The 25,031-nt window shown below is 74.3% G+C and carries 14 protein-coding genes and 2 pseudogenes; 9 read left to right on the top strand and 7 right to left on the bottom strand.

The features are described 5' to 3' along the window. Positions 1-205: 205 nt before the first annotated feature. The gene (locus BCD48_RS35410; protein ID WP_083419691.1) at positions 206-1,234 is read right to left on the bottom strand and encodes an alpha/beta fold hydrolase; all 1,029 of its coding nucleotides are present in this window, start codon (positions 1,232-1,234) and stop codon (positions 206-208) included. Between the two features lie 215 nt (positions 1,235-1,449). Here BCD48_RS35410 and BCD48_RS52645 point away from each other — a divergent pair, with 215 nt between their 5' ends. The 6 genes from BCD48_RS52645 (at position 1,450) to BCD48_RS35385 (ending at position 9,536) form a co-directional block, all read left to right on the top strand. Continuing rightward, a complete protein-coding gene (locus BCD48_RS52645) occupies positions 1,450-1,623 on the top strand; it encodes a hypothetical protein (protein ID WP_198543526.1) in 174 nt (57 codons plus the stop codon). Positions 1,624-1,836: 213 nt separating this feature from the next. Further along, positions 1,837-2,052 carry a hypothetical protein gene (locus BCD48_RS35405; RefSeq protein ID WP_232794154.1) on the top strand — a complete coding sequence of 72 codons (216 nt, stop codon included), beginning with the start codon at positions 1,837-1,839 and terminating at the stop codon, positions 2,050-2,052. Positions 2,053-2,390: 338 nt separating this feature from the next. After that, complete coding sequence (ypfJ, locus tag BCD48_RS35400) at positions 2,391-3,281, top strand: KPN_02809 family neutral zinc metallopeptidase (RefSeq protein ID WP_071052772.1); 891 nt, start codon at positions 2,391-2,393, stop codon at positions 3,279-3,281. A 330-nt stretch (positions 3,282-3,611) separates the two neighbouring features. Next, positions 3,612-5,621 carry an ATP-dependent zinc metalloprotease FtsH gene (gene ftsH, locus BCD48_RS35395; protein WP_071052771.1) on the top strand — a complete coding sequence of 670 codons (2,010 nt, stop codon included), beginning with the start codon at positions 3,612-3,614 and terminating at the stop codon, positions 5,619-5,621. Between the two features lie 108 nt (positions 5,622-5,729). Continuing rightward, on the top strand, positions 5,730-7,649 hold the full coding sequence (locus tag BCD48_RS35390) for a RecQ family ATP-dependent DNA helicase (protein WP_241842248.1): 1,920 nt from the start codon (positions 5,730-5,732) through the stop codon (positions 7,647-7,649). Positions 7,650-7,859: 210 nt separating this feature from the next. Then, on the top strand, positions 7,860-9,536 hold the full coding sequence (locus BCD48_RS35385) for a serine/threonine-protein kinase (protein WP_071052770.1): 1,677 nt from the start codon (positions 7,860-7,862) through the stop codon (positions 9,534-9,536). Between the two features lie 89 nt (positions 9,537-9,625). On the opposite strand, the pseudogene BCD48_RS35380 reads toward BCD48_RS35385, so the two are convergent. Next, a pseudogene (locus tag BCD48_RS35380) lies at positions 9,626-10,243 on the bottom strand (pectate lyase); the annotation flags it as partial. 13 nt (positions 10,244-10,256) lie between these two features. On the opposite strand from BCD48_RS35380, the gene BCD48_RS54400 reads away from it, so the two are divergent. Continuing rightward, positions 10,257-10,517: a hypothetical protein gene (locus tag BCD48_RS54400; RefSeq protein ID WP_241842261.1), complete on the top strand. Its 261-nt coding sequence runs from the start codon at positions 10,257-10,259 to the stop codon at positions 10,515-10,517. Between the two features lie 362 nt (positions 10,518-10,879). On the opposite strand, the gene BCD48_RS35375 is transcribed toward BCD48_RS54400, so the two are convergent. The 4 genes from BCD48_RS35375 to BCD48_RS35360 form a co-directional block, all read right to left on the bottom strand. Beyond that, positions 10,880-12,439 (bottom strand): aldehyde dehydrogenase family protein, encoded by a 1,560-nt coding sequence (locus BCD48_RS35375; RefSeq protein ID WP_071052768.1) that lies wholly within the window; start codon positions 12,437-12,439, stop codon positions 10,880-10,882. A 2-nt stretch (positions 12,440-12,441) separates the two neighbouring features. Then, the gene (gene lat / locus BCD48_RS35370) at positions 12,442-14,025 is read right to left on the bottom strand and encodes an L-lysine 6-transaminase (protein WP_083419689.1); all 1,584 of its coding nucleotides are present in this window, start codon (positions 14,023-14,025) and stop codon (positions 12,442-12,444) included. Between the two features lie 225 nt (positions 14,026-14,250). Further along, positions 14,251-16,026 carry a serine/threonine-protein kinase gene (locus BCD48_RS55160; RefSeq protein WP_071052767.1) on the bottom strand — a complete coding sequence of 592 codons (1,776 nt, stop codon included), beginning with the start codon at positions 16,024-16,026 and terminating at the stop codon, positions 14,251-14,253. Positions 16,027-16,399: 373 nt separating this feature from the next. Beyond that, positions 16,400-18,226, bottom strand: coding sequence for a protein kinase domain-containing protein (locus tag BCD48_RS35360; protein WP_071052766.1), 1,827 nt, complete (start codon positions 18,224-18,226; stop codon positions 16,400-16,402). Positions 18,227-18,707: 481 nt separating this feature from the next. On the opposite strand from BCD48_RS35360, the gene BCD48_RS35355 reads away from it, so the two are divergent. Both BCD48_RS35355 and BCD48_RS54395 read left to right on the top strand, forming a co-directional pair. Beyond that, positions 18,708-19,397 carry a hypothetical protein gene (locus BCD48_RS35355; RefSeq protein WP_071052765.1) on the top strand — a complete coding sequence of 230 codons (690 nt, stop codon included), beginning with the start codon at positions 18,708-18,710 and terminating at the stop codon, positions 19,395-19,397. Positions 19,398-19,401: 4 nt separating this feature from the next. Continuing rightward, a complete protein-coding gene (locus BCD48_RS54395) occupies positions 19,402-24,360 on the top strand; it encodes a helicase HerA domain-containing protein (RefSeq protein ID WP_071052764.1) in 4,959 nt (1,652 codons plus the stop codon). A gap of 345 nt (positions 24,361-24,705) precedes the next feature. On the opposite strand, the pseudogene BCD48_RS51690 reads toward BCD48_RS54395, so the two are convergent. Further along, positions 24,706-25,031 (bottom strand): annotated as a pseudogene (locus BCD48_RS51690) (hypothetical protein); the annotation flags it as partial.

Genomic DNA, 25,031 nt, shown 5'->3' with positions numbered 1-25,031 from the left:
CAGGGCGCGGGCCGAGGGCGGGTACGGGACGAGGCACACAGCAGACAGGACACCCAACGCGGGCATCATGCTGATGTCCGGCGATCGGGGTGATGTCGGGGCGGTGCCAGCAGCCTAGCCCCCGGGTCTGACAACCCCGCGGCCGACACGAACACCAGTTCATGATCACCTCGGCCCGGCCGGCCAGGGGGCGTCAGCGGGCCCGTCAGGACAGGGCGAGCTCGCCGTCGTCGCGCGCGGCGGGCACCGTGACCTCGGTGTCCCCGACGCCTCCGGCAGCCCCGGCGCTCCCGGCCCGCGCGGCCGTCGCGGCGGCGGCGCCTGGGCCGTCGAGCCAGCTGTCGATCAGCGCGGTGGTCTGGTCGACCGCCTCCAGCTGCGGCAGGTGGCCGCAGTCGTCGAGCAGCTCCACCTGCCAGTCGGGCCGGCGGGCGGCCGCGTGCCGGGCGGCCGCGACCGGCACCAGCCGGTCCTGGCGCCCGTGGACGAGCAGCGTCGGCGCGGCCACGGCCGCCACCGCCGCGGCCAGCCGCCCGGGCCGCGCGATCTGGCCGATGACCGACCGGGTGGCCGCGACCAGCGCCGTGTCGCTCGCCAGGCCCGCACCGGGCGCCGCCGCCCGTTCGGCCGACAGCGCCACCATCGCCGCGACCGCGTCCGCCGGCACCCGCCGCGGGTCGACGGTCGTGCGTTTCAACGCCTGGCCGACCAGCTCCTCGGTCGTGTAGCGGACCCGCCGCCGCGCGAGCACCAGCGAGCCGACCTTGGGCAGCACCATCCCGGTGAACATCCCGAGGATCGAGGGGTCCGGCGGCCTCAGCCGCGGGATCGGCAACGCCGGCGAGATCAGCACCAGCCCGGCGACCGAGCCTGGGTCGGCCGCGGCCTGCAGGACGCTGATCATCCCGCCCATCGAGTTGCCGACCAGCAGCGCCGGCGCGCCCCCGGACACCGCGGCGAGGAACCCGGCCAGCAGCCGGGTGTTGGCCGCGACATCGCTTCCCCGCTCCCCCACCGGCGTGCGGCCGAAGCCGGCGAGGTCCAGCGCGAGCACCCTGGACCGCTTCGCCAGCCGCGGCGCGAGCGACCACCAGCTGGTGTGCGAGGCACCCAGCCCGTGCACGCAGACCACCAGGGGCCCGTCCGCCGGCCCGCCGAAGTCGGCGTAGTGAACCGGCCCATCCACGTCCGCCCAGCGTGCCTCGCGCCCGGCGGCCTGATCGATATCCTTCATCGGCCCTCCCGCTGCCCGCCCAACCCGCGCCCTCCTGCCTAGCAAAGGACGACGGCGGCGGCCCCGACTGTGACGCAGCTATCTCCCGCCCCGGACATCCGGGGCTCGGCCTCGCCACGCCCGCTCGATACCGTTTTGGCACGGACGTCATGACGCGTCCGTATCGGTACGACCTGCGCGGTACTGATTGTCAGCGAACAGAGGGGGTCTCGCGGATGGAACTGAACGAAGCGGCCGTGTCGGCCGGCGCGTGGGCGCCGCCGGGCCAGCGCGACGCCGGCGCCGAGCAGGTACCGGCCGAGACCGCCCCGGCCGAGTCGGACGTCATCGCGGTGGGCCCCGTGGCCAACCCGAAGCGCCTGCGTCTGGGAGTGCCCGCCTCGGCCTGACCCCTGGCTGACCCTCAGCCAAGGGCCTCAGGCCAGCCGAGGCGCACGCCCGCGGGACGTGCTCGGCCCGCTCCGGTCGCCGGAGCGGGCCGTCGTGCTTTCCGGGACCGGCGCCCGCCGCGTGACCAGCGGCGGCCCCGTAGTGGGGTTCTCTGGACGAGACCACGGCCAGCCCCATTGGCAGGGTGTCGAGAGCACCTTAAGTTTTTGATCATGAGACCCGCTGGGCGCCGCCAGGGCGACATGAGGTTCGGCCGCGAGGAGAAGCGCGGCGGCGCCAAGTACGGTCCCCCTCCCGAGGACGAGCACTCCGACCAGGGGCCGCTCACCTGCGGCGGCTGCGGCGGCACCGGCTACGTCCAGCGCGAGCACCGCGGCGCGCACGCCGTCGACGTCTGTGTCTCCTGCGACGGCCGGGGCCGGATATGAGCGGCCACGACCAGCACGCGCCCCGGGCCCCGCGCCAGACCTGCGCCCGCCCCCGAGAGCAGCCGCCCGCGGCCGCCGGGCCGGCGCCGAGCGACGGGCGGTCCTCCGGCCAGCGCTGCGCCGCCTGGACGCACGGTGACACCGGCGCGGCCCGCCACCAGCCCGGCACGCGGTCCCGCGGCACCGGGCCGCCCGTGTAGATCGATCCAAGGCGGATACGTCCGCCGCCTGTCGGTTTCACCAGCTTCGCGCGGCCATCGGCCGGGTTGGCACAATCGGTGCTCCGGCCGAGCCCAGTGCCGACGCAGGGTCGGGACGGGCGGCGCGAGAGGCAGGCCATGGATTTCGACGACGATCGGGTCGACACCTCCCAGCTCGAGGACCAACGCGGCGGGCGCGGCGCTGGCGGCAAGATCGCGCTGGGTGGCGGGGGCGCCGGCGTCATCGGCGTGGTCATCTACCTGCTGGTGACGCTCCTCGGCGGCGGCGACGGCACGTCGTCCCCCGCGGGCGGGACGGGCGGCGGCGGGACCGAGGCCGGTGCCTCGGCCGCGGCCGACCTGGCCGCCCGCTGCAACGCCTCGGGCGCGATCGACCAGTACGACGACTGCTTCGTGCTGAAGGTCTTCAACGAAGTCAACGAGGTCTGGACCGGCTATTTCCAGCAGCAGGGCCAGACCTACACGCGCCCGACGCTGGTCTACTTCGAGCAGGCCGTCTCGACCGGCTGCGGACAGGCCTCGTCGGAGGTCGGCCCGTTCTACTGCCCGAACGGCCAGCGGGTGTACATCGACCTCGGGTTCCTGCGCCAGCTGCAGGACCAGTTCGGCGCCCAGGGCCGCTACGCGCAGGCCTACATCGTCGCGCACGAGGTCGGCCATCACATCCAGACGCTCACCGGCACGGAGGAGCGGCTGCGCGAGGCACAGCAGGCCGACCCCTCGCAGGAGAACGCGCTGTCGGTGCAGCTGGAGCTGCAGGCCGACTGCTACGCCGGAGTCTGGAGCACGCTGGCCAACAAGGCCGGCAACGTCACCATCGGCCCGTCCGACCTCGACGAGGCGCTGAACGCCGCCGAGGCCGTCGGCGACGACCGCATCGAGCAGAAGGCCGGCGTCGACGTCAACCCGGAGACCTGGACCCACGGCTCCGCCGAGCAGCGCAGGACCGCGTTCCAGACCGGCTCGAGCGGCGCGACCCTCGAGTCCTGCGGCACCGTCCCGCACTGACCTTCGACAGCGCCGCCGGGCGCGTGGCCTCGCCGCCGTCGCGCGCCCGGCCTGTCCGGTGCGGTGCGGGCGTACCGGTCGCAGTCACCTGACTGATGGCGCCCGGGGCCGCCGCGGAAATGATCGGACCGCCGGGGCGCGCCCGCCGGGGCGCGCCCCGGCGGGGCTTGCCGGGCCGGGTGCGCGGGAAGTGCTCGGGCCGCACGGCTGTCATACCGCCTCATTACTCTGAAGTACGTGCTGGCCCGCGGAAGTTCCGCGGGCACCGGAGCGCGCCGGTGCCAGATGCCGCGCGGGCCGGGGCCGCGGCCGCTGTGACGGGAGTCTGACGTGATCTCACGAGTCCGCCTGCCGGGCGTGCACCACTCGGCGCCGGCGAGGTCCGGGCCGCCGCGGGACCCGGCGCCCAAGCCCGCGCCGCCGAAGCCGCCGTTCTGGCGGAGCTGGCTGCTGCCGCTCGGGCTGCTGATCACGGCGCTGCTGCTGTTCGTCCCCAGCATGTCCGGCGGCGGCACGAAGTCGTTCGACTACTCGGACATGCTGGGGCGCGTCAACGCCGGGACCGTCGCCTCGGTGACGATCAACGACAAGGGCGCCGTCGACGGAAAGCTGAAGGACGGCACCGAGTTCACCAGCCAGATCCCCACCGCGCTGGACACGACCGTCCTCTCCACCCAGCTTCAGTCCAAGGGCGTGGCGGTCAAGGGCACGCAGACGGGCGGCTCCTGGATCTCGGTCCTGCTGAGCTTCCTGCCGCTGCTGCTGCTCGTCGGCTTCTTCGTCTGGACGGGACGGCAGGCACGACGGCAGCTGTCCGGCGGCGGTCCTCTCGGCGCCATCGGCCGGTCCAAGGCAAAGATCACCGACTCGGAGCGCCCGGAGACCCGGTTCGCCGACGTCGCCGGCTACGAGGGCGCCAAGCAGGAGATCAGCGAGGTCGTCGACTTCCTGCGGCACCCTGACCGCTACCACCGAGCCGGCGCGAAGGGCCCGCGCGGGGTGCTGATGGTCGGCCCTCCCGGCACCGGCAAGACGCTGCTCGCCCGGGCCGTCGCCGGCGAGGCCGAGGTGCCTTTCCTGTCGATCTCCGGCTCCGGCTTCGTCGAGATGTTCGTCGGCGTCGGCGCCTCCCGGGTGCGCGACCTGTTCGCCGAGGCCCGCAAGCGGTCGCCGTCGATCATCTTCATCGACGAGATCGACTCGATCGGTGGCCGGCGCGGCGGCTCGGTGATCGGCGGCGCGAACGACGAGCGGGAGCAGACGCTCAACCAGTTGCTCGCCGAGATGGACGGCTTCGACTCCAGCAGCGGCGTCGTGGTGCTCGCCGCGACCAACCGCCCGGAGACGCTCGACGCGGCGCTGCTGCGCGCCGGCCGGTTCGACCGGCAGGTGACCGTCCCGCTGCCGACCCAGGCGGAGCGGGCGGCGATCCTCGCGGTGCACGCCCGCGGCAAGCAGCTCGGCGACGACGTCGACTTCGACGTCGTCGCCCGCGGCACCCCCGGCTTCTCCGGCGCGGATCTCGCGAACCTGGTGAACGAGGCCGCGATCCACGCGGTGCGCGGCGGCCGGGACATCGTCACCGCCGCCGACCTGGACGCCGCCCGCGACCGGATCCTGCTCGGCCAGCGGGACGCGTCGAACGCGCTGCTGCCCGACGAGAAGCGCTCGGTCGCCTACCACGAGTCCGGGCACGCGCTGGTCGCGGCGCTGTCCGAGCATGCCGACCCGGTCGCGAAGGTGACGATCCTGCCGTCCGGGATGGCGCTCGGCGTCACCCAACAGCTACCCGAGGCGGAACGCCACCTCTACACCGAGGCCTACCTGCTCGACAGCCTGGCCGTCCGTCTCGGCGGCCGGGCGGCGGAACTGGTCGCCTTCGGCTACGGCTCCACCGGCGCGTCCAGCGACCTGGCCGGGGCGACGCAGCTGGCGACGCGGATGGTGCGCGAGTTCGGTCTCTCCCCCGCGCTCGGGCCAGTCGGCTACGGCGGGCGCGAGCAGCAGTTCCTAGGCGGCGAGGAGCTCGTCAGCCGGCCCTACTCGGAAGGCACCCAGCGCGTCGTCGACGACGAGGTCGCCCGCCTGCTGCGCGAGGCAGAGGCCCGGGCCGTCGACCTCCTGCGCACGCACCACGACGCCCTCGACCACCTCGCCGCGCTCCTCCTGGAGAAGGAGACCGTGGACGGCGCCGCCGTCACCGACATCCTGCGCCTGACCTCTCCTCTCCCCCAGAGCGTGGCGGTCGAGGCCGACGGCGAGCCGAGCCTGGTCCTGGCCCAGCAGGCCACGAGTACCTCCGCGGATCTGCCCGCGCAGCAGGCGGCCCCCCAGGCCTGACCGGTTCATCCGCCCATCCCGATGACGATCCCCGAGGGGACGCGGACCCGGCCTAACGGCCGTGATCGCGAGACGGTACGAACAAAATGGACAAAAGGGACGGTAAGAGTGCGGCTCGGACGGCTGTTGTGGTGGCGTCGCGGCGGTGGGACCGCTGGGACGGTGACGCCCGGCGCGCCGTCTCGGGTGCCCGCGCCACGGGCGGCGGGGACAGCGCCAGGGGCATCAGCGCCGGCGCCGCGGACACCGGCACCCGTCGAGAGCGCCGCCGGTGAGGCGGCTGACGAGACCGACGACCTGCTCGACGCGGTGGCCTCGGCCGCGTTCGGGTTCAACGCCCTGCGCCCCGGGCAGCGCGCGGCGATGCGCACGATCGTCGACCGCCGCGACACCCTGTGCGTGCTGCCGACCGGTGCCGGCAAGTCAGCCGTCTACCAGATCCCGGCACTGCTGCTCGAAGGGCCGACGATCGTCGTCTCGCCACTGATCGCCTTGCAGCGCGACCAGGTCCGCGGGCTGACGGAACGTCTGGGCGGGCTCGACGCCTTCGGCGGTGGGAACGGGAAGCCCGGCTCTCCGGGCGCCGCGGTGGTGGCGAACTCGCAGGTCGGCACGCGGGCGCTGGCCCAGGCGTTCGGCGCGATCCGGCACGGCGCCAGCGAGTTCCTCTTCCTCGCCCCGGAGCAACTGGCCAAGCCCGAGGTCCGGACGCTGCTACGCGAAGCCGCGCCTTCCCTGTTCGTGATCGACGAGGCGCACTGCATCTCGTCCTGGGGACACGACTTCCGCCCTGACTACCTGCGCCTCGGCGAGGTCATCGACGACCTGGGGCACCCGACCGTCGTCGCCCTCACCGCGACCGCCGCGCCACCGGTGCGCCGCGAGATCATCGAACGGCTGCGGATGCGCGACCCGGCCGAGACCGTCTCGGGTTTCGACCGGCCGAACATCCATCTCGCCGTCCGGACCTTCACCGACGACGCCGACAAGCGCGCCGCGCTCGTCGAGTACGCGGCCGTCGAGGCCAAGCCGGGCATCGTCTACGCGGCCACCCGTCGCGCCACCGAGGAGATCGCCACCGAGATTGCCGCGCTGGGGCTGTCGGCCGAGCCCTACCACGCCGGGCTGGGCGGGGCCCGGCGGCGCCAGACCGAGACGGCGTTCCTCGCGGGCGACCTGGACGTCGTCGTCGCGACCACCGCGTTCGGCATGGGCATCGACAAGCCCGACGTCCGCTTCGTCGCGCACGCCGACGTCGCCGACTCCCTCGACTCCTACTACCAGGAGATCGGGCGGGCGGGCCGGGACGGCGACCAGGCCAACGCGTGCCTGTTCTTCCGCCCCGAGGATCTGGGCCTGCGCCGGTTCTTCATTGCCGGCCCACCCGACCCGGTCCAGGTGCGCCGGGTCGCGGTACTGATGTCGCACGCCGATGGGCCGGTCGCCCTGTCCCGGCTCGCCCAGGAGGCGGATCTCAGCGAGTCGGCGCTGATCCGGCTCGTCGACCTGCTCGCGGCGGCCGGCGCGCTGGCCGTGAACGACGACGGCAGCGTCGAACAACGTCCCGACGCCCCGGACGCGGCGACCGCCGCGGACCGCGCCGCCGCGCGCGCCGAGGCCCGCCGCACGGTCGACAGGTCCCGGGTCGACGAGATCCGCGGCTTCGCCGAGAGCCGTGGGTGCCGCCGCCGCTACCTGCTGACCTACTTCGGCGAGCCCTATGAAGCCGACTGCGGCAACTGCGACCGCTGTGAGGCCGCCGCGGCGGCCCGGCCGGACGGACCGCCGAGTCCGGAGACGGCCGCGCGCGCGGCGGCCGAGCAGGCAATGGCCGGGCACGCGTTCCCGGTCAGCACCAAGGTCCGCCACCAGCAGTGGGGCACCGGTCAGGTCGTCCGGGACGAGGGCGACCGCCTCACCGTCCTGTTCGACGACGCCGGCTACCGCACCCTCGCCCTGGCCGCCATCCTGGCCCGCGACCTCCTCGTCCCCCTCGACCAGGACGGCGTGCCGGCGGCGAACAACTGAGCGGATGCGCGGATGGTCCGCTCCGCACCCGATCGGGTCACCGATCATCCGACTGTGCGCCGTGGCGGTGACGCGGTATGGTCGGACGGCTGGGAATGCCGGGCGTTCGACGGTTCGCGGAGGACGACGGTTCGCGGAGGACGTCGGTGCAGTGGGTGAAGCGCCTGCCAATGCCAGGCCGGCGGCGGCCTGGGCGGGTCGGGCCGCTCGGTGCTGAAGCCGCTCCTGCCGCATGATCCGATGCGGATCGGCCAGTTCGCTCTGGAGGGCCGGCTCGGCGCAGGCGGTATGGGGGCCGTCTACCTCGGCCGGTCCCTGAGCGGACGCGCGGCGGTCAAGGTCATCCTTTCGGAGTACGCGGATAATCCCGCCTTCCGGGAAATGTTCGAGCACGAGGTCCGCCTCGCGCGGCGGGTGGCGGGCATCGGCACCGTACGAGTACTCGACTCCGGTAACGACGCCGGCCGGTTGTACTACGCCACCGAGTTCATCGACGGTCCCACGCTCGAGGAGGAGATTCGCCGCAACGGCCCGATGGAGCCGGCGCGGCTGGAACGGCTCGCGGTCGCCGTGGCAACCGCGCTGACAGCGATTCACCAGGCCCGGACGGTGCATCTGGACCTGAAGCCATCCAACGTACTGCTGTCCGCCGAAGGCCCGCTCGTCATCGACTTCGGCATCGCACGCTCGTTCACCACACTGGACGTCGCCCGTCCGAAGCCGGGGACGCCCGCCTTCATGGCCCCGGAACAGGCACGAGGCAACGCCGCCGAACCGGTCGGCTCGGCGACGGACATCTTCGCCTGGGGCGGACTGGTGATCTACGCGGCCACGGGCCGCCCACCCTTCGGCGACGGCAGCACCCAGGCGCAGGTCTACCGCGTGGTCCACGAGGTACCCGACTGCGCCGGTGTCCCCGAGCCACTGCGCTCGCTCGTCGCCGCCGCCATGGACAAGGATCCGCACCGCCGGCCGTCCGCCACGCAGCTGTACGGCAGTCTGATCGCGACGGCGGGATCCCGAGCAGTCACCGGCGAGGAGGATGACGACAGGGCCGCATCCCGTCTCGACGCATGGCCGCCGATGGCCGAACTGGACCGACCGCGGGACGTCTCCGGACCAGTCGAGGCAGCATCGCCCGACGGTCTCGCCGAGCGCCAGCCCGAGCTGACGCCCCCGCCGTCAGGCAGCGACAAGGTCGCTCGGGGCATGGGGCAGGAGCAGCCGTCATCGCCTGTTCCTTCAGCGGCGGTAACGGTTTCGCGACCACCGCGGCTGGGCGGCCGAGAGGCGCGCGGCCACGGGCGGCCGCCCCGCTGGCTGCTCGCGCTCGCGGGAGTCGTCGTCCTGCTCGCGGTGACGATCATGGCGGTGTTGCTGAGCGCCTCGAACGGCGGGACGCCCGACGAGAAGGGAGCGCCCGGGCCGGGCGCAGCCGCCTTGACGAGCGGAGCCACTCCGACAGCCACACCGACGGCAACGGCAACGGCAAGCCAACCGTCGGAGGAGGTGTGGGCGACGACGCTCGCCGACCTGGACGCGGCCAGGGGACGGGCCTTCGAGCGGGTCGACGAGTCCGCGCTCGCGGATGTCTACGAGGTTGGCAGCGCGGTCTACGCCGCCGACCTCGCCCTGCTGCGCCAGGTCGCCAGCGGGGGCGGGCACGTCCCGGACCTGTCGTACCACTTCCTCGACGTCCAGATCCGCGAGCAGATCCAGGACCGGGTCGTGCTACGGGTCACCTACCAGCTGAACGCCTACGAAATCCTGGACGCGAGCGGCAATGTGCTCGTTCACCAGGACCAGGCCGCACCAGAACACGTCGACATCACGCTGGTCCGGACACCGGCCGGCTGGCGCATCTCCCAGCGAGTCCCGGCCTCCTGATGCGGGCTACCGACGGCCCGGCAACCGCACCGTTCCTGGCCGGCCCAGGGCCGAGTGGACCTCGGCGCCGGACCGGCCCCGCTGCGGGCTTAGCGGTAGGTGAGGTCCGATGGCGAGTAGCGGCAGTAGGTCCCGTCGGCGCCGGTGCCAAGCTTCACCGGTTCGTCGCCGACGTCGTTGCCCTCGTACCGGTCACAGATGCTGATCTTCTTCTTGGTGTCGCCGACAATCGTGATTCCGGAAAGCGTCGCGGTGTCGCCGTAGTTCGAGTTGATTCCGGCGAGCGTCTTCCCCGGCGCGGTGACGGTGACGTTCTGGATGACGACAGCGCGCTGGTACTGGGCCTTGCAGTTCCCGCACGACCGGTACAGCTTCCCGAAGTCCTCCACCTGGAAGTTCCGGATGACCATGGTGCCTGGCCCGTTGTGCTGGAACACCTTGTCGGCCGCGTGCCGGGCGCCGCCGCCGTCGATCGTCATCGTCTGCGCCGCGGACGTGCCCTTGAAGGTCGCCGCGTCCTCGCCGACGTCCTCCCACCAGACGTTGCGCAAGGTGCACGTCCCCAGGCAGTGGATGCCGTCGCCCGCCGGCGTACCGATGATCACGTTCTGCACGGTGCCGCCGTTCGCCACCTCGAACATGGCCGGCTGGCTCTCCCCCTGCCCACCGTCGCCGACGCCGCGATAGCGCCGAAGCCCACCGTCGAAGGTGCCGGAGACCTTGGTGGTGGTGCTGGAGCTGACCTCGCCGGTGGCCTTCGGCCACGCCGCGAGCGCGCCGGTGGTGGAGGTCGCCGCGGCTGACGCCGCCGGCGCCGGCGGCCTCGTGGTGCCGACGGTCGTGGTCGCGGCCGGGGTGGTCCTCACGGGGGTCGAGGACGCGCTGGTCGTCGCCGTCGTGCCGGGTGACGTGCCGGATGGGCCGGTTGGAGGGGCCACCACCGTGCCACCGCCGGTACCCGTCGTGGGTGTGACCGGCTGACACCCTGTCAGGAGGGCGGCTCCACCCAACACGGCCAGGGCGGCGAGCGCCACCGCGCCCTTCGACGCGTTCCGCGTGCGGGCAGGTCCCGCCAGGAGGGCACCCGCCAGGCGAGGCTCGGAGTGCCGGAGCAGATGATCTTTCAGTCGTCGTTGCAAGGCTGACCTCTCGGTCGGCGACCGGCCGATCCCCTCATACTCCCGACCGGCCGCGACGGATCCCCTCCCGCCTATTAGTCGTATTTGCGTGCCGATTGGTTGCCTCTGCGTCGATCTGCGTGGAATCGGCGCGCAGAACCTGGGCGTTCCGTGCCGCTGCTGGCCGGCCGGTGGTCGGCGCGTATCTCACCGAGACTCCGGCGATCAGCCGTTCAGGCGGAATCCCTGGTCGGCGTCGGGGATGGTGGTGTCCATCTGGGCCTTCTGGAGGCGGCCGGAGTAATCCCAGTTCACGGACTGCCAGCGGGTGACCTGGTCCAGGACCCAGCGGCCGGACTGGCGGGAGCCGTTGCCGGAGCGGCCGTTTCCCCCGAAGGGCAGATGGGCCTCGGCGCCGGAGGTGGAGTTGTTGACGCTGACCATGCCGGCGGACACGCCGCGGCGGAACCTGAAGACCGTCGCCGGGTCATTGGTGTAGATCGCGCTCGACAGGCCGTAACCGGGGAGGTTGGCCAGCTCGATGGCCTCCTCCAGGGTGCGGTAGGTGGTCAGGCCGACGATCGGGCCGAACGTCTCCTCGCGGAACAGCTCGTCGTCGGGAAGCATGCCGTCGACGACGACCGGGTGGTAATAGAGACCCTCGGCCGGGTCTCCGACGAACCCGCGCCGCGGGGCGCCGACGCTGATCCGGCCGACGGCGGTCGAGCCGAATGTCGAGTGGTGGCCGCGGACCAGTTCCAGGTGGCGCTCGTAGCCGGTGGCGAACCTGGCGTCGAGCAGCGGGCCGTACAGGACATCGCGGGTGGGGTCGCCGATCCTCGCGTTCTCGACGGCGGCGGCGAGCCGGCGGCGGAAACCCACGTAGACGGACTCGTGGACGATCAGCGTGCCGAGCGACGTGCACCGCTGCCCGGCGGTCCCGAACCCGCCGAACAGGGCGCCGTCCACGGCCAGGTCGATGTCGGCGTCCGGCGCGACGACCATCGGGTTCTTACCGCCGAGCTCCAGGCACGGCGTCTGCAGGTGCCGGCCGCACAGCTCGCCGATCTGGCGGCCGACCGCCGTCGAGCCGGTGAAGCCAACCTTGTCGACGACCCCGGCCTCGAGCGCCCGCGCGAGGCCGTCGGCGGTCGCCTCCCCGGAGGCTGGGACCATCGAGAGCACGCCCGCGGGCAGGCCGGCGTGCTGGGCGAGCTCGGTGAGCGCCCGGGCGCAGGCGGCCGCGTACTCGGCCGGCTTCCATACGACCGCGTTGCCGCACAGCAGCGCCGGCACGATGTACCAGCTCGGCACCGCGACCGGGAAGTTCCCCGCGGTGATCACCATCATGACGCCGACCGGCTCGCGGAACGTGAACAACTGCTTGTCGGGCATCTCCGACGGCACGGTCTCGCCGTAGAGCCGCCGTCCCTCGCCCAGGAAGAACCGGCAGGTGTCGACGATCTCCTGCACCTCGCCGCGGGCCTCGCCGAGTGGCTTGCCGATCTCCCTCGTCACCAGCCGGGCGAGGGCGTCCGCGTTGTCCTCAACGAGCCGGCCGAAGTTGCCGATCACGGTGCCACGCACCGGCGCCGGCACGTCCGCCCAGCCGCGCTGGGCCACTCTCGCGACCCGCGCCGCGGCGACCAGCACCTCCGGCCCGCCGAGGCGGACCTCCGCGACAACGTCGCCGTGGCGCGCCGGGTTCGTCGACGCGACGGTCGGGCCCTCGGTCTCGATGCCCTCGATCATGGGCGCCACCAGTGGCGGGTGCACCAGGGTCATCGTCAGCTCCCGTCTCCCGTCATGTCCGCSCACGCGGCCAGCCGCCCGCCCCCACCGCCACCGCCACCGCCACCGCCACCGTAAGCGGGCGACGACTCGGTCGCAGGCCGATGGGCCGGGGTCGCCCTGCCCGCCGCCACACCGGCCTCGCCAGCTCCACCGGCCAGGGCCGCCGCCACCCGGCCGAAGGCGGCGAGGGCCGCGCCGATCTCGTCGCCGGTGATCGTGAGCGCCGGACGCACCCGGACCGTGACGTCGCCGGCGGGCAGGGTGAGCACGTGCTCGTCGACGCGCAGCCGGCGCAGGGCCTCGTCGCGGGTCGCGCGGTCGGGCAGGTCGAACGCGCAGAGCAGGCCCAGGCCACGCGGGTTGGACAGCAGCCGAGGATGACCGGCGGCGAGCGCCGTGAGCCCGGCCAGCAGCCGCTCGCCGGCGCGCGCGGCGGCGTCGAAGAGCCGGCCGCGCTCGATGACCTCCAGCATCCGGGTCGAGCGGACCATGTCGACGAGGCCGCCGCCCCAGGTGGAGTTGATCCGGCCAGGCACCCGGAACACGTTGTCGGGCACCTCGTCGACCCGGCCGCCGGCCATCACCCCGCCGACCTGCGCCTTCTTCGCGAACGCGACGACATCGGGCCGCAGGCCCAGGCGCTGGTAGCACCAGGCAGCGCCGGTGGCGCCGACGCCGGTCTGCACCTCGTCAAGGACGAACAGGGCGTCGTGGGCATGCGCGAGCTCGCCCAGGGCGGCCAGGAACTCCGGCCGCAGGTGCCGGTCGCCGCCCTCGCACTGGATCGGCTCGGCGAGGACGCAGGCGATGTCGTGCGAGTGGCGCGCGAACGCCTCCTCGGCCTGGTCGAGGGCCCGCCGCTCGGCGGCGCGCACGGTCGCGAGGCTCGCCGCCGTCACCGGGAACGTCTGCGCCGGGCTGTCGATCCGCGGCCAGTCGAACGTGGGGAAACGGGCGGTCTTGTTCGGGTCGGTGTTGGTGACCGAGAGGGTGTAGCCGCTGCGGCCGTGGAAGGCGTGCCGCAGGTGCAGGACCCGGGTGCCGAGCTCTGGCGGGCGGCCGTGCGCCTCGTTGTGGCGGCTCTTCCAGTCGAAGGCGCATTTCAGGGCGTTCTCGACGGCGAGCGCCCCGCCCTCGACGAAGAACAGGTGCGGCAGGCGCGGGTCGCCGAGCACGCGGGCGAAGGTCGCGACGAACTCGGCGTAGGCGACGGTCGCGACGTCCGGGTTCGCCGGCTTGTTGAGCGCGGCCCGGCCGAGCTCGGCCACGACGTCGGGGTCGTCGGCCAGCTCCGGCGGGTTGACGCCGAGCGGGGCGGAGGCGAAGAAGCTGTACAGGTCGAGGTAGCGCTCGCCGGTGCGGGCGTCGACGAGCGTGCGCCCGCGGCTGGCGGCCAGGTCGACGACCAGGTCCAGACCGTCCACCAGCACGTGGCGCCCCAGCACCGCCGGCACGTCCCGCGGCGCCACGATCACCCGGCCCGTCCCGGTCACACCCGTGCCGCCGCCGTCCGACGAGCGCGGCGCGACGGGCTCGCGGCGGACAGCGCTACCAGTCACGAACGCGGGCACGGCCACGGGACCTCCCCGGATCGCAGAATCGCGAACTCGGCGATACGGCGTCGGGCCCGCAATGCGGGATATCCGCCGCTGCATCCGCCGCTACACAGGAGATCCTTATTCAGATCACCAATTTTGACAAATTTTTTGCGCCGCACGCCCTCGAGTACCCAGCCGCGACCGTGATGGACGGCCCGCCGCCGGGCGGCGGGGCGGCACGGGCACCAGTGCCAGGGGCGGGGGCTACGGGGTCGGGGTGACCCCGGTGGTCGGGGACGAGCCAGGTGTGGTGGGCGCGGTGGCCGTGTCGGTGATCTTCGGCGTGGTCGGCGTCGTCGGGGGCGTCTGGGTGTCGGTGACCGGGGAGGTCGGGGTGGTCGGCGGGTTGCTGGTGGGACGCTGGGAGGGGGGTCGGGTGGTGCGCCGCGGTGACGGCTTGGCGGAGGTGGGTTCGGCGGACGCGGACGCGGACGGGGAAGCGGACGCGGACGCGGACGGGGAGGATGAGTCGGGCGCGGACGTGGCGACGGCGGGCGAGGTCTCGCTGACCGACAGGCCAGGGTCGCCGTCGCCGCCGCCGGCGTTGGCCAGGAGCAGGGCGATGGCGACGCCGCCGCCGAGGAGCAGCACCACCATGGTCGCCAGCAGCGCCTTCATCGTCGTCGACGGCCCGGTCCGCCTCACGTCGCCCGGCCGTCCCCGCCCGTCAGACCAGCCCGCGCCCTCCCCGGCGGCCGCCCCGAAGGCGTCCGTTCCGGCCCCGCCGCGCCCACGGGGCAGGGGACCTGTGGGAGGGCGTACGTAGGTCGGCACGTCGGACCCATCGGTCCAGTCGTCACCCTGGCGGCCCGGCCCGCCGCCGGCCGGCAACGGGCCGGTGACATAGCCCGGGCGGGCGCCGTCACGGCCGGCGGGAGGGTACCGGTCGCCGCGTGGCGGCCCCGACGGCTCACCCGGGCGGCCTGGCCGCGGCTGGCCAGCGAGTCCCTGGGTGGATCGCAGGTTCAACGTCTGCCCGGCAGAGGTCCCCCTGAGCGCGTCCGCCTCCGCGGCCGCCCGCGAGCGGGCCGACGGGGCAGACGGGGCGGACGGGGCGGACGACTTGGACGGCGGCAGGGCCAGGGGCGGCGCCGGGGTCGGCGGCTGCTCGACCCACGTCACCAGCGCGGTCTCGACCGCCTGGTCCGACTCCAGGGGAGTGCGGATCTCACGGTGCAGCAGGCCGCTGACGAGAACCGTCGCGGACGGACGCGCTCGCGGGTCCTTCGCCAGCGCCGCCCGCACCAAGTCGACCAGCTCGGGCGGGACGCCGGCGAGGTCCGGCTCGGCGTGCTGGATGAGCCCGACGGCCTCGAGCGGGCGCGAGCCACGGAACGGCGAATGCCCGGTGGTGGCGTAGGTGACGCAGGCGCCCCAGGCGAACACGTCCGCCGGCGGGCCGACCGCCTCGCCGCGCAGCTGCTCGGGCGCCATCCAGACGAGGGTGCCGATGCGTTGGCCGAACTGGGTCTTGGCCTGGGTGAGGTCGGGGTCGGAGTCAGTGGTCGAGCCGCCTAGCAGGGGCTGGGTGGTCAGCGCGACCCCGAAGTCGATGATCTTCGGCCCTTCCCAGCCGAGGATCACGTTGGCCGGCTTGAGGTCGCGGTGCACGACGCCGACCGCGTGCATCGCGACCAGCCCGTCGGCGAGGCCGGCGGCGAAGCCCACGACGAGCCTCGGCGCGAGCGGCCCGCGGCCGGCGACCGCGTCGAGGAGGGTCGCGCCCTCGACGTACTCGGTGGCCAGCCACGGCGACTCGGCCTCGGTGTCCGCGGCGACGACGGTCGCAACCGAGCTGCTGCCGATCATCCGGACCGCGTCGACCTCACGCCGGAAGCGTGCGCGGAACCGCGGGTCGCCGGCGAGCTCGGGCGTGGGGACCTTCACCGCGACCGGGCGGTCGTCCGGCCCGAACCCGAGGTAGACCGTGCCCATGCCGCCCGAGCCGAGCCGGCCGGTCATCCGGAACGGGCCGATCATGCGCGGATCGGCGTCGCCAAGTGGTGCCAGCACAATTCCCCCAAGCCCCGAGGTGGCGCCGCGTCCGAATCAGAGCCGCCGCCGACCTCAGGAAGGTGGCACCACCAGTGCCCATCACCCTCTCAACAGTCGACCCGCCGCGCCGCACCTTTGCCCGACATCACAGATGTCGGTGTTGGGACACACCCATCCGTGCCAGCGGGGCCCGGTGGAGAAGGCGCCGCACGGCGCCGTGAATCCGTGCGCTGTGAATCCGTGACGCCGTGACGCCGTGCGCCAGCGAATCCGTGCCACCGCGAATCCGTGCCGCCGTGACACCGTGACACCGTGACACCGTGCCGCCGTGACGGCCTGACGGCCTGACGCCGCGAGGTCAGCGGCGGCTGCCGTCGACGCTGGGGTCGGAGGTCGGGATGTCGGACTCGTTCTGGGGGCGGAAGGACTTGCCGTCCCAGTTGTAGCGAATCTGGACGGTGCTGCTCGGGCAGCAGTCGCCGTCGGGGACGTCGTAGACGCCGTACTCGAGGACGACGTAGCTGGGCGTCTGCTGGACCACCTCGATGTGGCGGCTGGGGTCTTTCAAATCGGTGCCGATGTACTCGCCATTCGCGAAGACAAACGCGAGCTGCTCCGTCGTGTCGTTCCCGTTGACGTCGCCGCCGGGCACGTCCCTGGTGCCGATGACGACGTTGAGGTCGCGGTTCCGGTCGAAGGTGTTCATTTCGGCCCGGTAGCCCTCGCCGTCGACGATCCCGCTGACCTCCTGCGCGGTCAGCAGATGACGGGTCGGGGACGGGCCGCCGGGCGTCGTGCCCTGCCCGCCCGTGGACGGCCCGCCGCTCGTCGACGGCCCGGTGGGCGCGCCCGAGTCCGCCGGGGTGGTGACACCGGCCGTGGAGGCGGACACGTCCGGCGAGCCGCCGTCGCCGCGGTTCGCGAGCGCCAGGGCGACGGCGGCCGCGCCACCGAGCAGCAGGACGAACGCGACCACGAGCACGACGGTGCCGGCGGACCGGCGGCGCGGCGGCGGCACGGGAGCGGGCCGGGCCGGCTGCCGGGCCCAGCTGCCCGCCGGCGCGCCGCCGGCCGGGTAGCCGGGGTCGCGATACCCCGACCCCCCATAGCCACCGCCATACCCGCTGGTGCCGTAGCCGGCGCCGGGCGGTCCGCCATAGGCCGGCGGCGGGGTCGACGGGCCATAGGCCGGCCGCGGCGGCGGCGAATGCTGGTACCCAGCCAGCGGGTACGGGCCGGGCGGGGTCTGGTACGGCGCGCCGGGCTGTCCGGGCGGTGGGCTGGGCTGGCCAGGCGGCGGGCTCGGGAGCTCCCAGAGCCTGGCGAGCGCGGTCGCGTAGCGGTCGTCGCCGACGGCTCTGGTCGCCGTGTCGGCGGCGGCGACGCCGCGCAGCAGCCGGTCGCGCAGCTCGGCGGCCGACGGCCGGCTCGCCGCGTTCTTGTCCAGCGCGGCGCGCACCATCGGCAGCAGCGACGCGGGCACGCCGGACAGGTCCGGCGGCTCGTTCATGATCTTGAGGGCGATCGCCTGCGGGTTGTCGGCGTGGAACGGCGCCCGGCCGGCCGCCGCGTAGGCGACGCAGGCACCCCAGGCGAAGATGTCGGCCGCGGGGCCTGCGCGCTCGCCGCGCAGCTGTTCGGGGGCCATCCAGACGATCGTGCCGACGAGCATGCCGGTGCTGGTGTGCTGCGTCGCCCCGCTGGCGCTCGCGACCCCGAAGTCGATGACGCGGGGGCCGTCCCAGGACAGCAGAATGTTGGCCGGCTTGAGGTCGCGGTGGACGACACCGGCGGCGTGGATCGCGACCAGCGCCTCCGCGAGGCCGACGGCGAGCCCAGCGACGAGCCGCTCGTCGAGGCGGCCCCGGCCGGCGACCGCCTCGGCCAGGCTCGCGCCCTCGACGTACTCCGTCGCCATCCAGGGACGCTCGTCGTCGGTATCAGCGTCGAGGACGGCGGCGACGGCGCGGCCGTGCACCCGGCGGGCGGCGTCGACCTCGCGGCGGAACCGGCCGCGGAACTCGTCGTCGCGCGCCAACGCCGGCGAGGGCACCTTCACCGCGACCGCCTTGTCGGCGGGTGAGAACCCGAGGTAGACGGCGCCCATGCCGCCTCTGCCGATCAGACTCTGGATGCGGTAGGGCCCGATCTCGCTCGGGTCGTCCCTGCCCAGCGGCGTCAGCACGCGTGCTCGTCTCCTCCCCGGAACGCTCGGTCGCGCGGCGCCCGGTGCCTTCGGCGCGCCCCGCGCTCTCCCGGCTCCGGCGGTTCGGCGGTGGTGTCATGTCGTGAGGTCGGTGCGGTGGTACCCAGGTGGTGCCTATGTGGTGGTTCCTCGACATCGGGTGCGGTATGCCTCCCCACGGGCACGCCGGCGGGTCGCCAGCGCGCACGGCCGGTCACCCGGACACGTCGCCTTCGTATGCATTCTCGCCTGACGCCGGATTCGCCTGCCTCGAAGGTCTGGCCGACAGTGGAGGGCGCGGCCGGCGCCCCCGTGGCGATGTGCCAACCTAGAACGCTGAAGTGGCGTTTCGCGCCCCTCGACCGCGCCCCGCACCGGGTGCACCCGCCGGCCACGCTCGCACGCGCCCGGCGCGGGGCTGGCACACCGGTGCAGGGACGGGCTGGGGCGCGGGTCGAGGCACGCAGAGAGGGTCTGGCGGATGTCGGGGGAGAAGCCGGTCGAGCGCGACGGCGGGCGGCCCGGTGACCAGCTCACGGGCGGCCAGGTTGGCATCCTGCTTACACTCATGGCCGAGGCCCGGCCCGTGCCCAACCCGGAGCTGGCCGCCCGTTTCCGGCTCTCGCTCGACGGTGCCGACCGCCGCCGGCTGAACGGCCTCGGGCTCGTCACCAGCCGCCGGGCGGGCCGGTCCTACGTCCACGAGCTGACCGCCGCCGGCTGGGCCCGCTGCCGCCGCGAGCTCGCCACACCGCCGGCCGGGCGAGCCGGGAGCATCCCATCTGGAGCCGTCCACGCGCTGCTCGCCGCGCTCGCCGGCCACCTCGACCGCACCGGCCTCACCCTGGCGGACCTCTTCCGCCCCCCGCCGGCCGGTGGGGCCGAGGCTGGGGCCGGCGAGGCCGGGCATGAGGTCGACCAGCGGATCAGGACGGTGTACGGGACGCTTGCCCGGTGGCCAGGGGACTGGGTGCGGCTCGCGGACCTGCGGCCGCGCCTCGGCGCGGATCTCACCCGCGCCGACGTCGACGCCGCGCTGCGGCGGATGAACCGCGGGCCGGGAGTGACCGTCGCGCCGGACGAGGACCAGAAGGCGCTGACGGGTGCCGACCAGCGTGAGGCAGTCGAGATCGGCGGCCAGGCCAAGCATCTGATCATGGTCGAGGGCTGAGCGTATGCCGGCACCCACCGAGCGCGACGCCTTCGCCGCCCTCAACCTGAACTGGATCCGCACCGCCGACGGGGTGTGGACGCCGTCACCCGTGCATGTGGACGGGCTGCACGCGGACACCGTCCGTTCGCTGCTCGACGCGATCCGCGACGCCGCGGCGAGTCCCGAGGACAACCCGCCGGGCCTCGTCGTCCAGGGGCAGGCGGGCGCGGGCAAGACGCACCTGCTCGGCTGGGTCCGTGAGCAGGTGCACGAGGCCGGTGGCTACTTCTTCCTCGTCGGCCCGCTGGGTGGCGCGGCGCCGTTCTGGGAGAGCGTCATCGGTGCGATCGTCGACGGCCTGACCCGCCCAGCCGAGGGCGGCCAGACCCAGCTGCGGCTGTTCCTGCGTCGCCTCGCCGACGTCGTCGGTGCCTCGCCCTCGATCGTCGGCGCGGTCACCGGCCGGATCCCGCTGGAACCTGTCCACCTGAAGGACTTCGTCGTGGCGCTGCGCAGCTACGACCGCCGCCTCGGCGGCGACTGCCAGGACACGCTGCGGGCGCTGGTGCTCTTCGGCTCGGACGACCTCGACGACGAGGACGTCGGGCGCGGCTACCTGCAGTCGATGGAGGAGCAGTTCCCGAACGAGCGCGCCGAGCGCGGCATGCGCTCGCCCGCCAAGCCCGCCACCGAGATCGTCCGCGAGTTGTCCCGGCTGCTCGCGATCACCGGCCCGACCGTCATCGCCGTCGACCAGATCGACACCGCCACCGCCGAGACCCACCTCCCCCACGACCACCCCGACCCCGCCGACGCGCCGAACGACGACGCGCCCGGTCCACGCGGACCGGGCGGACCGGGCAGTCAGGGCGGTCAGGGCGCACTGAGTGGTCAGGGAGGGCCGGGCGGCCCCTGGGTCAGCCCGATCGTCAACGAGGTCGCCGACGGCCTGCTGGGTCTGCGCGACCTGACCACCAGGACGCTGTGCCTGCTCGCCTGCCTGCCGATCACCTGGGACCTGGTGGCTACCCAGGCGGTCCGCTCGGTGCGCGACCGGTTCCGGGTGGTCAGCCCGCTCGGCGTCATCGGCGCGGGAGAACTCGCCGAGCAGCTCGTCGCCCGCCGGTTCGACCAGCGCTACCGGACGATCGGGTTCACCCCGCCGTACCCGACCTGGCCGGTGCGCCCGGAGGCGCTGCTCACCGCGGGCGATTACACCCCGCGGGCGCTGCTACAGCGCATTGACGCCCACGTGCGCGCCTGCCTCGCCTCGGGCACCCACACCGAGCTGCGCTCCTTCGACGACGTCGCCGTCGAGGATGCCATCGGCGTGCCCGTCCTTGGCGCGGCGCCCACGGCCGGGGCGCGGGCGGCCGGCGGGGGGCCGATCTCCGTCGGCGGCGGCACGATCATGGTCAACGGCGCGGCCGAGGAGGAGGAGTTCGACCTCGACGGGCCGGCCGGTCGGCGGCTGGTCGTCGGCTTCGCCGAGCTGGACGTCGCCTGGGCCCGGCTGCGCGCCGGCGCGCCGGGGCTCGAGGCGCTGGCCGACCGCGACGAGGACGACGCCGTCCCGGACCTGCTCGCCGCCGGCCTGGACGCCTGGATCGCCGAACTCGGCCCGGCCGGCCGCGCGTTCAGCCGGGACGCGCGGCCGAGCGCCAAACCAGCGCTGCACGCCCGGCTGCGCCGCGTCCTCGACGAGACGACCGGCGACGAGGCGCACTGGTCGTTCCGGGCGATCCTGACCACCCACCCGGGCACGGCGCTGACCAGGCTGAACAACGCCTGCACGATGGCCGGGATCGCCACCGGGATCGGCGCGGGCGAGGGCGGCCGCATCCGCCGCCGCGACCGGGGCCTCGCCGGGCTCGACGGCGCCGCGGCGGCCGGGCGGCGGGCGCTGGTGGTGCTGCGCTCCGCCGAGTGGAGCAAGGGCGTGAAGACGCAGGACGCCCTCGAGGCGTTCGAGCGGGCCGGCGGCATCACCCACTTCCTCTCCGACGAGGACCTGCGGACGTTCGCCGCGCTGCGCCAGCTGCTCGACGGCCGGCACCCGACGCTTCAGACCTGGCTGCTCGCCCGCCGCCCGGCGAGCTCCACTCCCCTGCTCACGGCGGCGCTCGACGCCGTCTACCGCGAGCTTGCTCCCGAGCCGGGCCACTACCCCCCGGTGGTCGCCGCCCCGGCGACCCCACCCGCCCCGAACCCGTTCGTGGTGATGACCGCCCAGCCGCCCCGCCGCACGCCCTTCGCTCCCGTTCCCGCCCCGGTCCCGACGACGCTCGTCCTCGCGTCCCTACCCCGGACCGCCGATGCCGCCGCCACGCACCCGCGGCCGGCCGTCTCACCGGCGCAGGGTTCCGCGCCAGCGCGGGTCCAGGCGCCGGCGCCGACCACGGTGACGCCGTCGGCCCTTCCGGTGACGTCGTCGGCCCCCCTTGCTCCGCGGTCACCCGCGGTGCCGGTTCCAGTGCCTGTGTCTACGCCGACGCCGACGCGCGACCCGGCGAGACCGCCGTCCCCCTGGGCGCCGCTGCCGCCGCCGGCCGCGCGGCGGGCGGAGTCGTCGGAACCGGCCGTGGCATCGCCGGAACCGCCAACGGCGCCGCCTGTTCCATCCGTCCCGGCGCCCACTCCGCTCCCGCCAGCCCTGCCGGACCCGCCAGCCCCGTCAACGGCGCCCGCGGTCGCGGGGGCGGAACTGACGCCGCCGGTCCCGCCCGTCACTCCGGTGCGCCCGATGCTGTCGGCATGGTCAGCGTCGGCCGAGCCGCCGACCGCCGTGCTGGCTCCCTTGGCGCCCCTGGCCCCGCCTGCCCCAGCCCCGCCGCCTCCCGCTCTCGCGCCGTCCTCCCCGTCGACGGCGCCGACGGCGGAACTGGTGCCACTGGCGCCGTCCGGACCGGCTGTACCGGCCACACCGCCCGTCCTCCCGGCGTTCTCACCGCCACTCGCGCCGGCGGCGTCGATGACGTGGCCGGACCCGCTGACGACGCCGCTCGCCCCCGTGGACCCGCCGGTGCCAGTGGCACCGGCGAATCCACCGACGGTCCACGTCGCGGCGGCACCGCAGGCATGGACCGCGCCGGCACCCCTGGGCGCACCCTCCTCACGGCCAGTTCGACCGGGTGAGACGTCACCCGCCGAGCCAGGGCAGCCGACGCCCGCCGGGCCGGAGGCACCCAGGTCGGCGGCACCCAGGCCGGAGACAGCCAGGCCGGAGACAGCCAGGCCGGAGACAGCCAGGCCGGAGACAGCCGGGCCAGAGTCAGCCGAGCCGGCGGAGGCAGCTGGCTGGCCGCGGGCCTCGCGGCCGTCCTCGCCGAGGACGCCCTGGGGGGCCGGCCCGGACGACGATGTCCACGACGTGACCTCCTCACCGCTGCTGGTGCCGGTGTTCGTCCCCGGCGCGCCGGCGCGCTCCCAGCCGGCTCCGCCGCCGCCCGCGACGACGGCGGACACCGCTCCCGACGCGCCCCTGCTGGTGCCGGTGGCGCTGCCGGGAATGCCCGCGGCGGCGACGCACTCCGGCAACGCCGACCCGCCGCCGGTACCCCCGCCGCCGGCGACGGCGGCCTCGCCCAACGGGGCGCATGCATCGCCAGCGGCGGCGAATGCCCAGTCTCCGGCCGCTTTCGACCCGGTTACCTCCCCGGCAGGGGTCGCCCTGTTGGTTCCGGTCACGAGCCCCGGGGCCGGCGTCCCCAAGGCGCCGGTCGACCCGGCGCCTTCCCCGGCGCCACCCGAGGTGTCCCTGCGCTCCCCTCTCCCCTCCCCGGCGGCACCAGCCCCGGCTCAGGTGCCCCAGCTCGTGCCGGTCACGCTGCCGCTGACCGCCGGCGGCGACGGGTCGGCCGGTCATGACGAACGGGCCACTCTTCGTGCCGACGCCGCCCGGCTTCCACCGGTCGCCGCTCCGGCGGCGCTTCAGCCGCTGGCTCCGGCTCTACCGGCCCCGGCTGTTCCGGCCCCGGCCAAACCAGCTCCGGCCGTACCGGCACGGGCTGTACCTACACAGGCTGTACCTGCACAGGCGGTCGAGGAGCCGGGCGAGCTGGTGACGCTCGGGGCGGCGGCGGGGACGCGGGCAGCGGTGGAGCTCCGGCTGGCGGCGCTACGCCGGCACACGGTGGTCTTCGCCGGGTCCGGCTCGGGGAAGACGGTGCTGGTGCGCAGGCTGGTCGAGGAGTGCGCGCTGCGCGGCGTCTCGTCGGTCGTGCTGGATCCAGCGGGCGAGCTGGCGCGCCTGGGCGACGCCTGGCCGTCGCCGCCCGGGCACGGCCGGAGCCGCGGCGACGCGGAGCTGGCCCGCGAGTATCTGGCGGCCACCGATGTCGTCGTGTGGACGCCGAACCTCGACGACGGCCGGCCGCTGCGCCTGACCGCGGGCGACGACGGTCCCGCGACCGACCCGGGTGAGCTGCTCACCCCGGCGCCGGGGCGGCGCGCCCGGGTGTCGGTGGTCAGCCTGATGGGGCTGCCGACGGTCGAGGGGCGGCAGGCCTTCGTCAGCGAGCTCCAGCGGGCGCTGCTCGCCTGGACGGGCGGACGCCCGGCGGCGGGCCGGCCTCTCGCCGGCCTGCTCGTGCTCGACGAGGCGCAGACGTTCGCGCCGGCCGGGCAGGCGACGCCGTATACGGACAGCACGCTCGCGCTGCTCGACCAGGCCGGCGATCACGGGCTGGGCCTGGTCTTCGCGACCCAGTCCCCCAAGGGGCTGGACCCGCGGGTCTCGGCGGGCGCTGCCACGCACTTCCTCGGCCGGTTGAATGTCCCGGCACAGATCGACGCGGCCCGCGCGCTGGCGACGGCGCTCGGCGGCGAGGCCCCGGAGATCGGCCGTCTCGGCGTCGGCGAGTTCTACGCCGCGAGCGCCGGCCTCCCCATCCAGCGGGTGAACACCCCGCTCTGTCTCACCCATCACCCCGGCTGGCCGCTGCCTCTGGCCGACGTCCTGGCGCGCGCCCGCCGCCGCTGACCGCCGCGTCGACCACGCCGTCGCGCGGGACTCCCACGCCCGGTGCCCGATCGGGGCACGGGGCACGGTCCGACGTCGGACCGACGATTGGTCACCGGCGGCCCGACCGACGGACGTCCTGATCTCGACGAGCCGGTCAGGATGGCCGAGCAGGCGAGCCTTCAAGATCGAAAAAACGATCCGGACTCGTCAACGGCGTGGACCACGCGGTGGGTACCCGCTGCCGGGCAGGAGCAAGGGACCGCGATGCCTCCAGCGTCCACAGAGCTGAGCCATCGGCTCGGGTGACCGACAGACTTCCGAAGGTGGTGGAGGACGTCGCCGGCGGTACAGGCGGCCGGACGGCTACCGGTCACGCTGGGGGTCCGTCCGCACGGAGCGCGCGCTCGTCCGCGCCCGGTCTTCCTCGCCTGACACAGGGTGGCTGGTTGGCGGGCCGGCGCGGCCGGTCGCCGGGAGGTCGTGGTCCTGGTCCTGGTAGTCCTCGTCGTCCTCGTCGAAGAGGGGGTCGGAGCAGTCACCGGGTTGGGTCGGCTCGGGGTCGGCGGCCGCGTCGCTGGCACGGCAGTCGTCGATGGGCGGGCGGACCGGGTTGTCGCCGTGTCGAGTGTCGTCCGCGCGGGCTGGGGGTTCCCAGATTCCGGTGTAAAGATGGTCGAGGCCGCGGTGTA

Source organism: Pseudofrankia coriaricola, assembly GCF_001854805.1.
In the GTDB taxonomy this organism is placed as follows: Bacteria; Actinomycetota; Actinomycetes; order Frankiales; family Frankiaceae; genus Pseudofrankia.
This window is presented reverse-complemented; position numbering and strand designations above follow the sequence as displayed.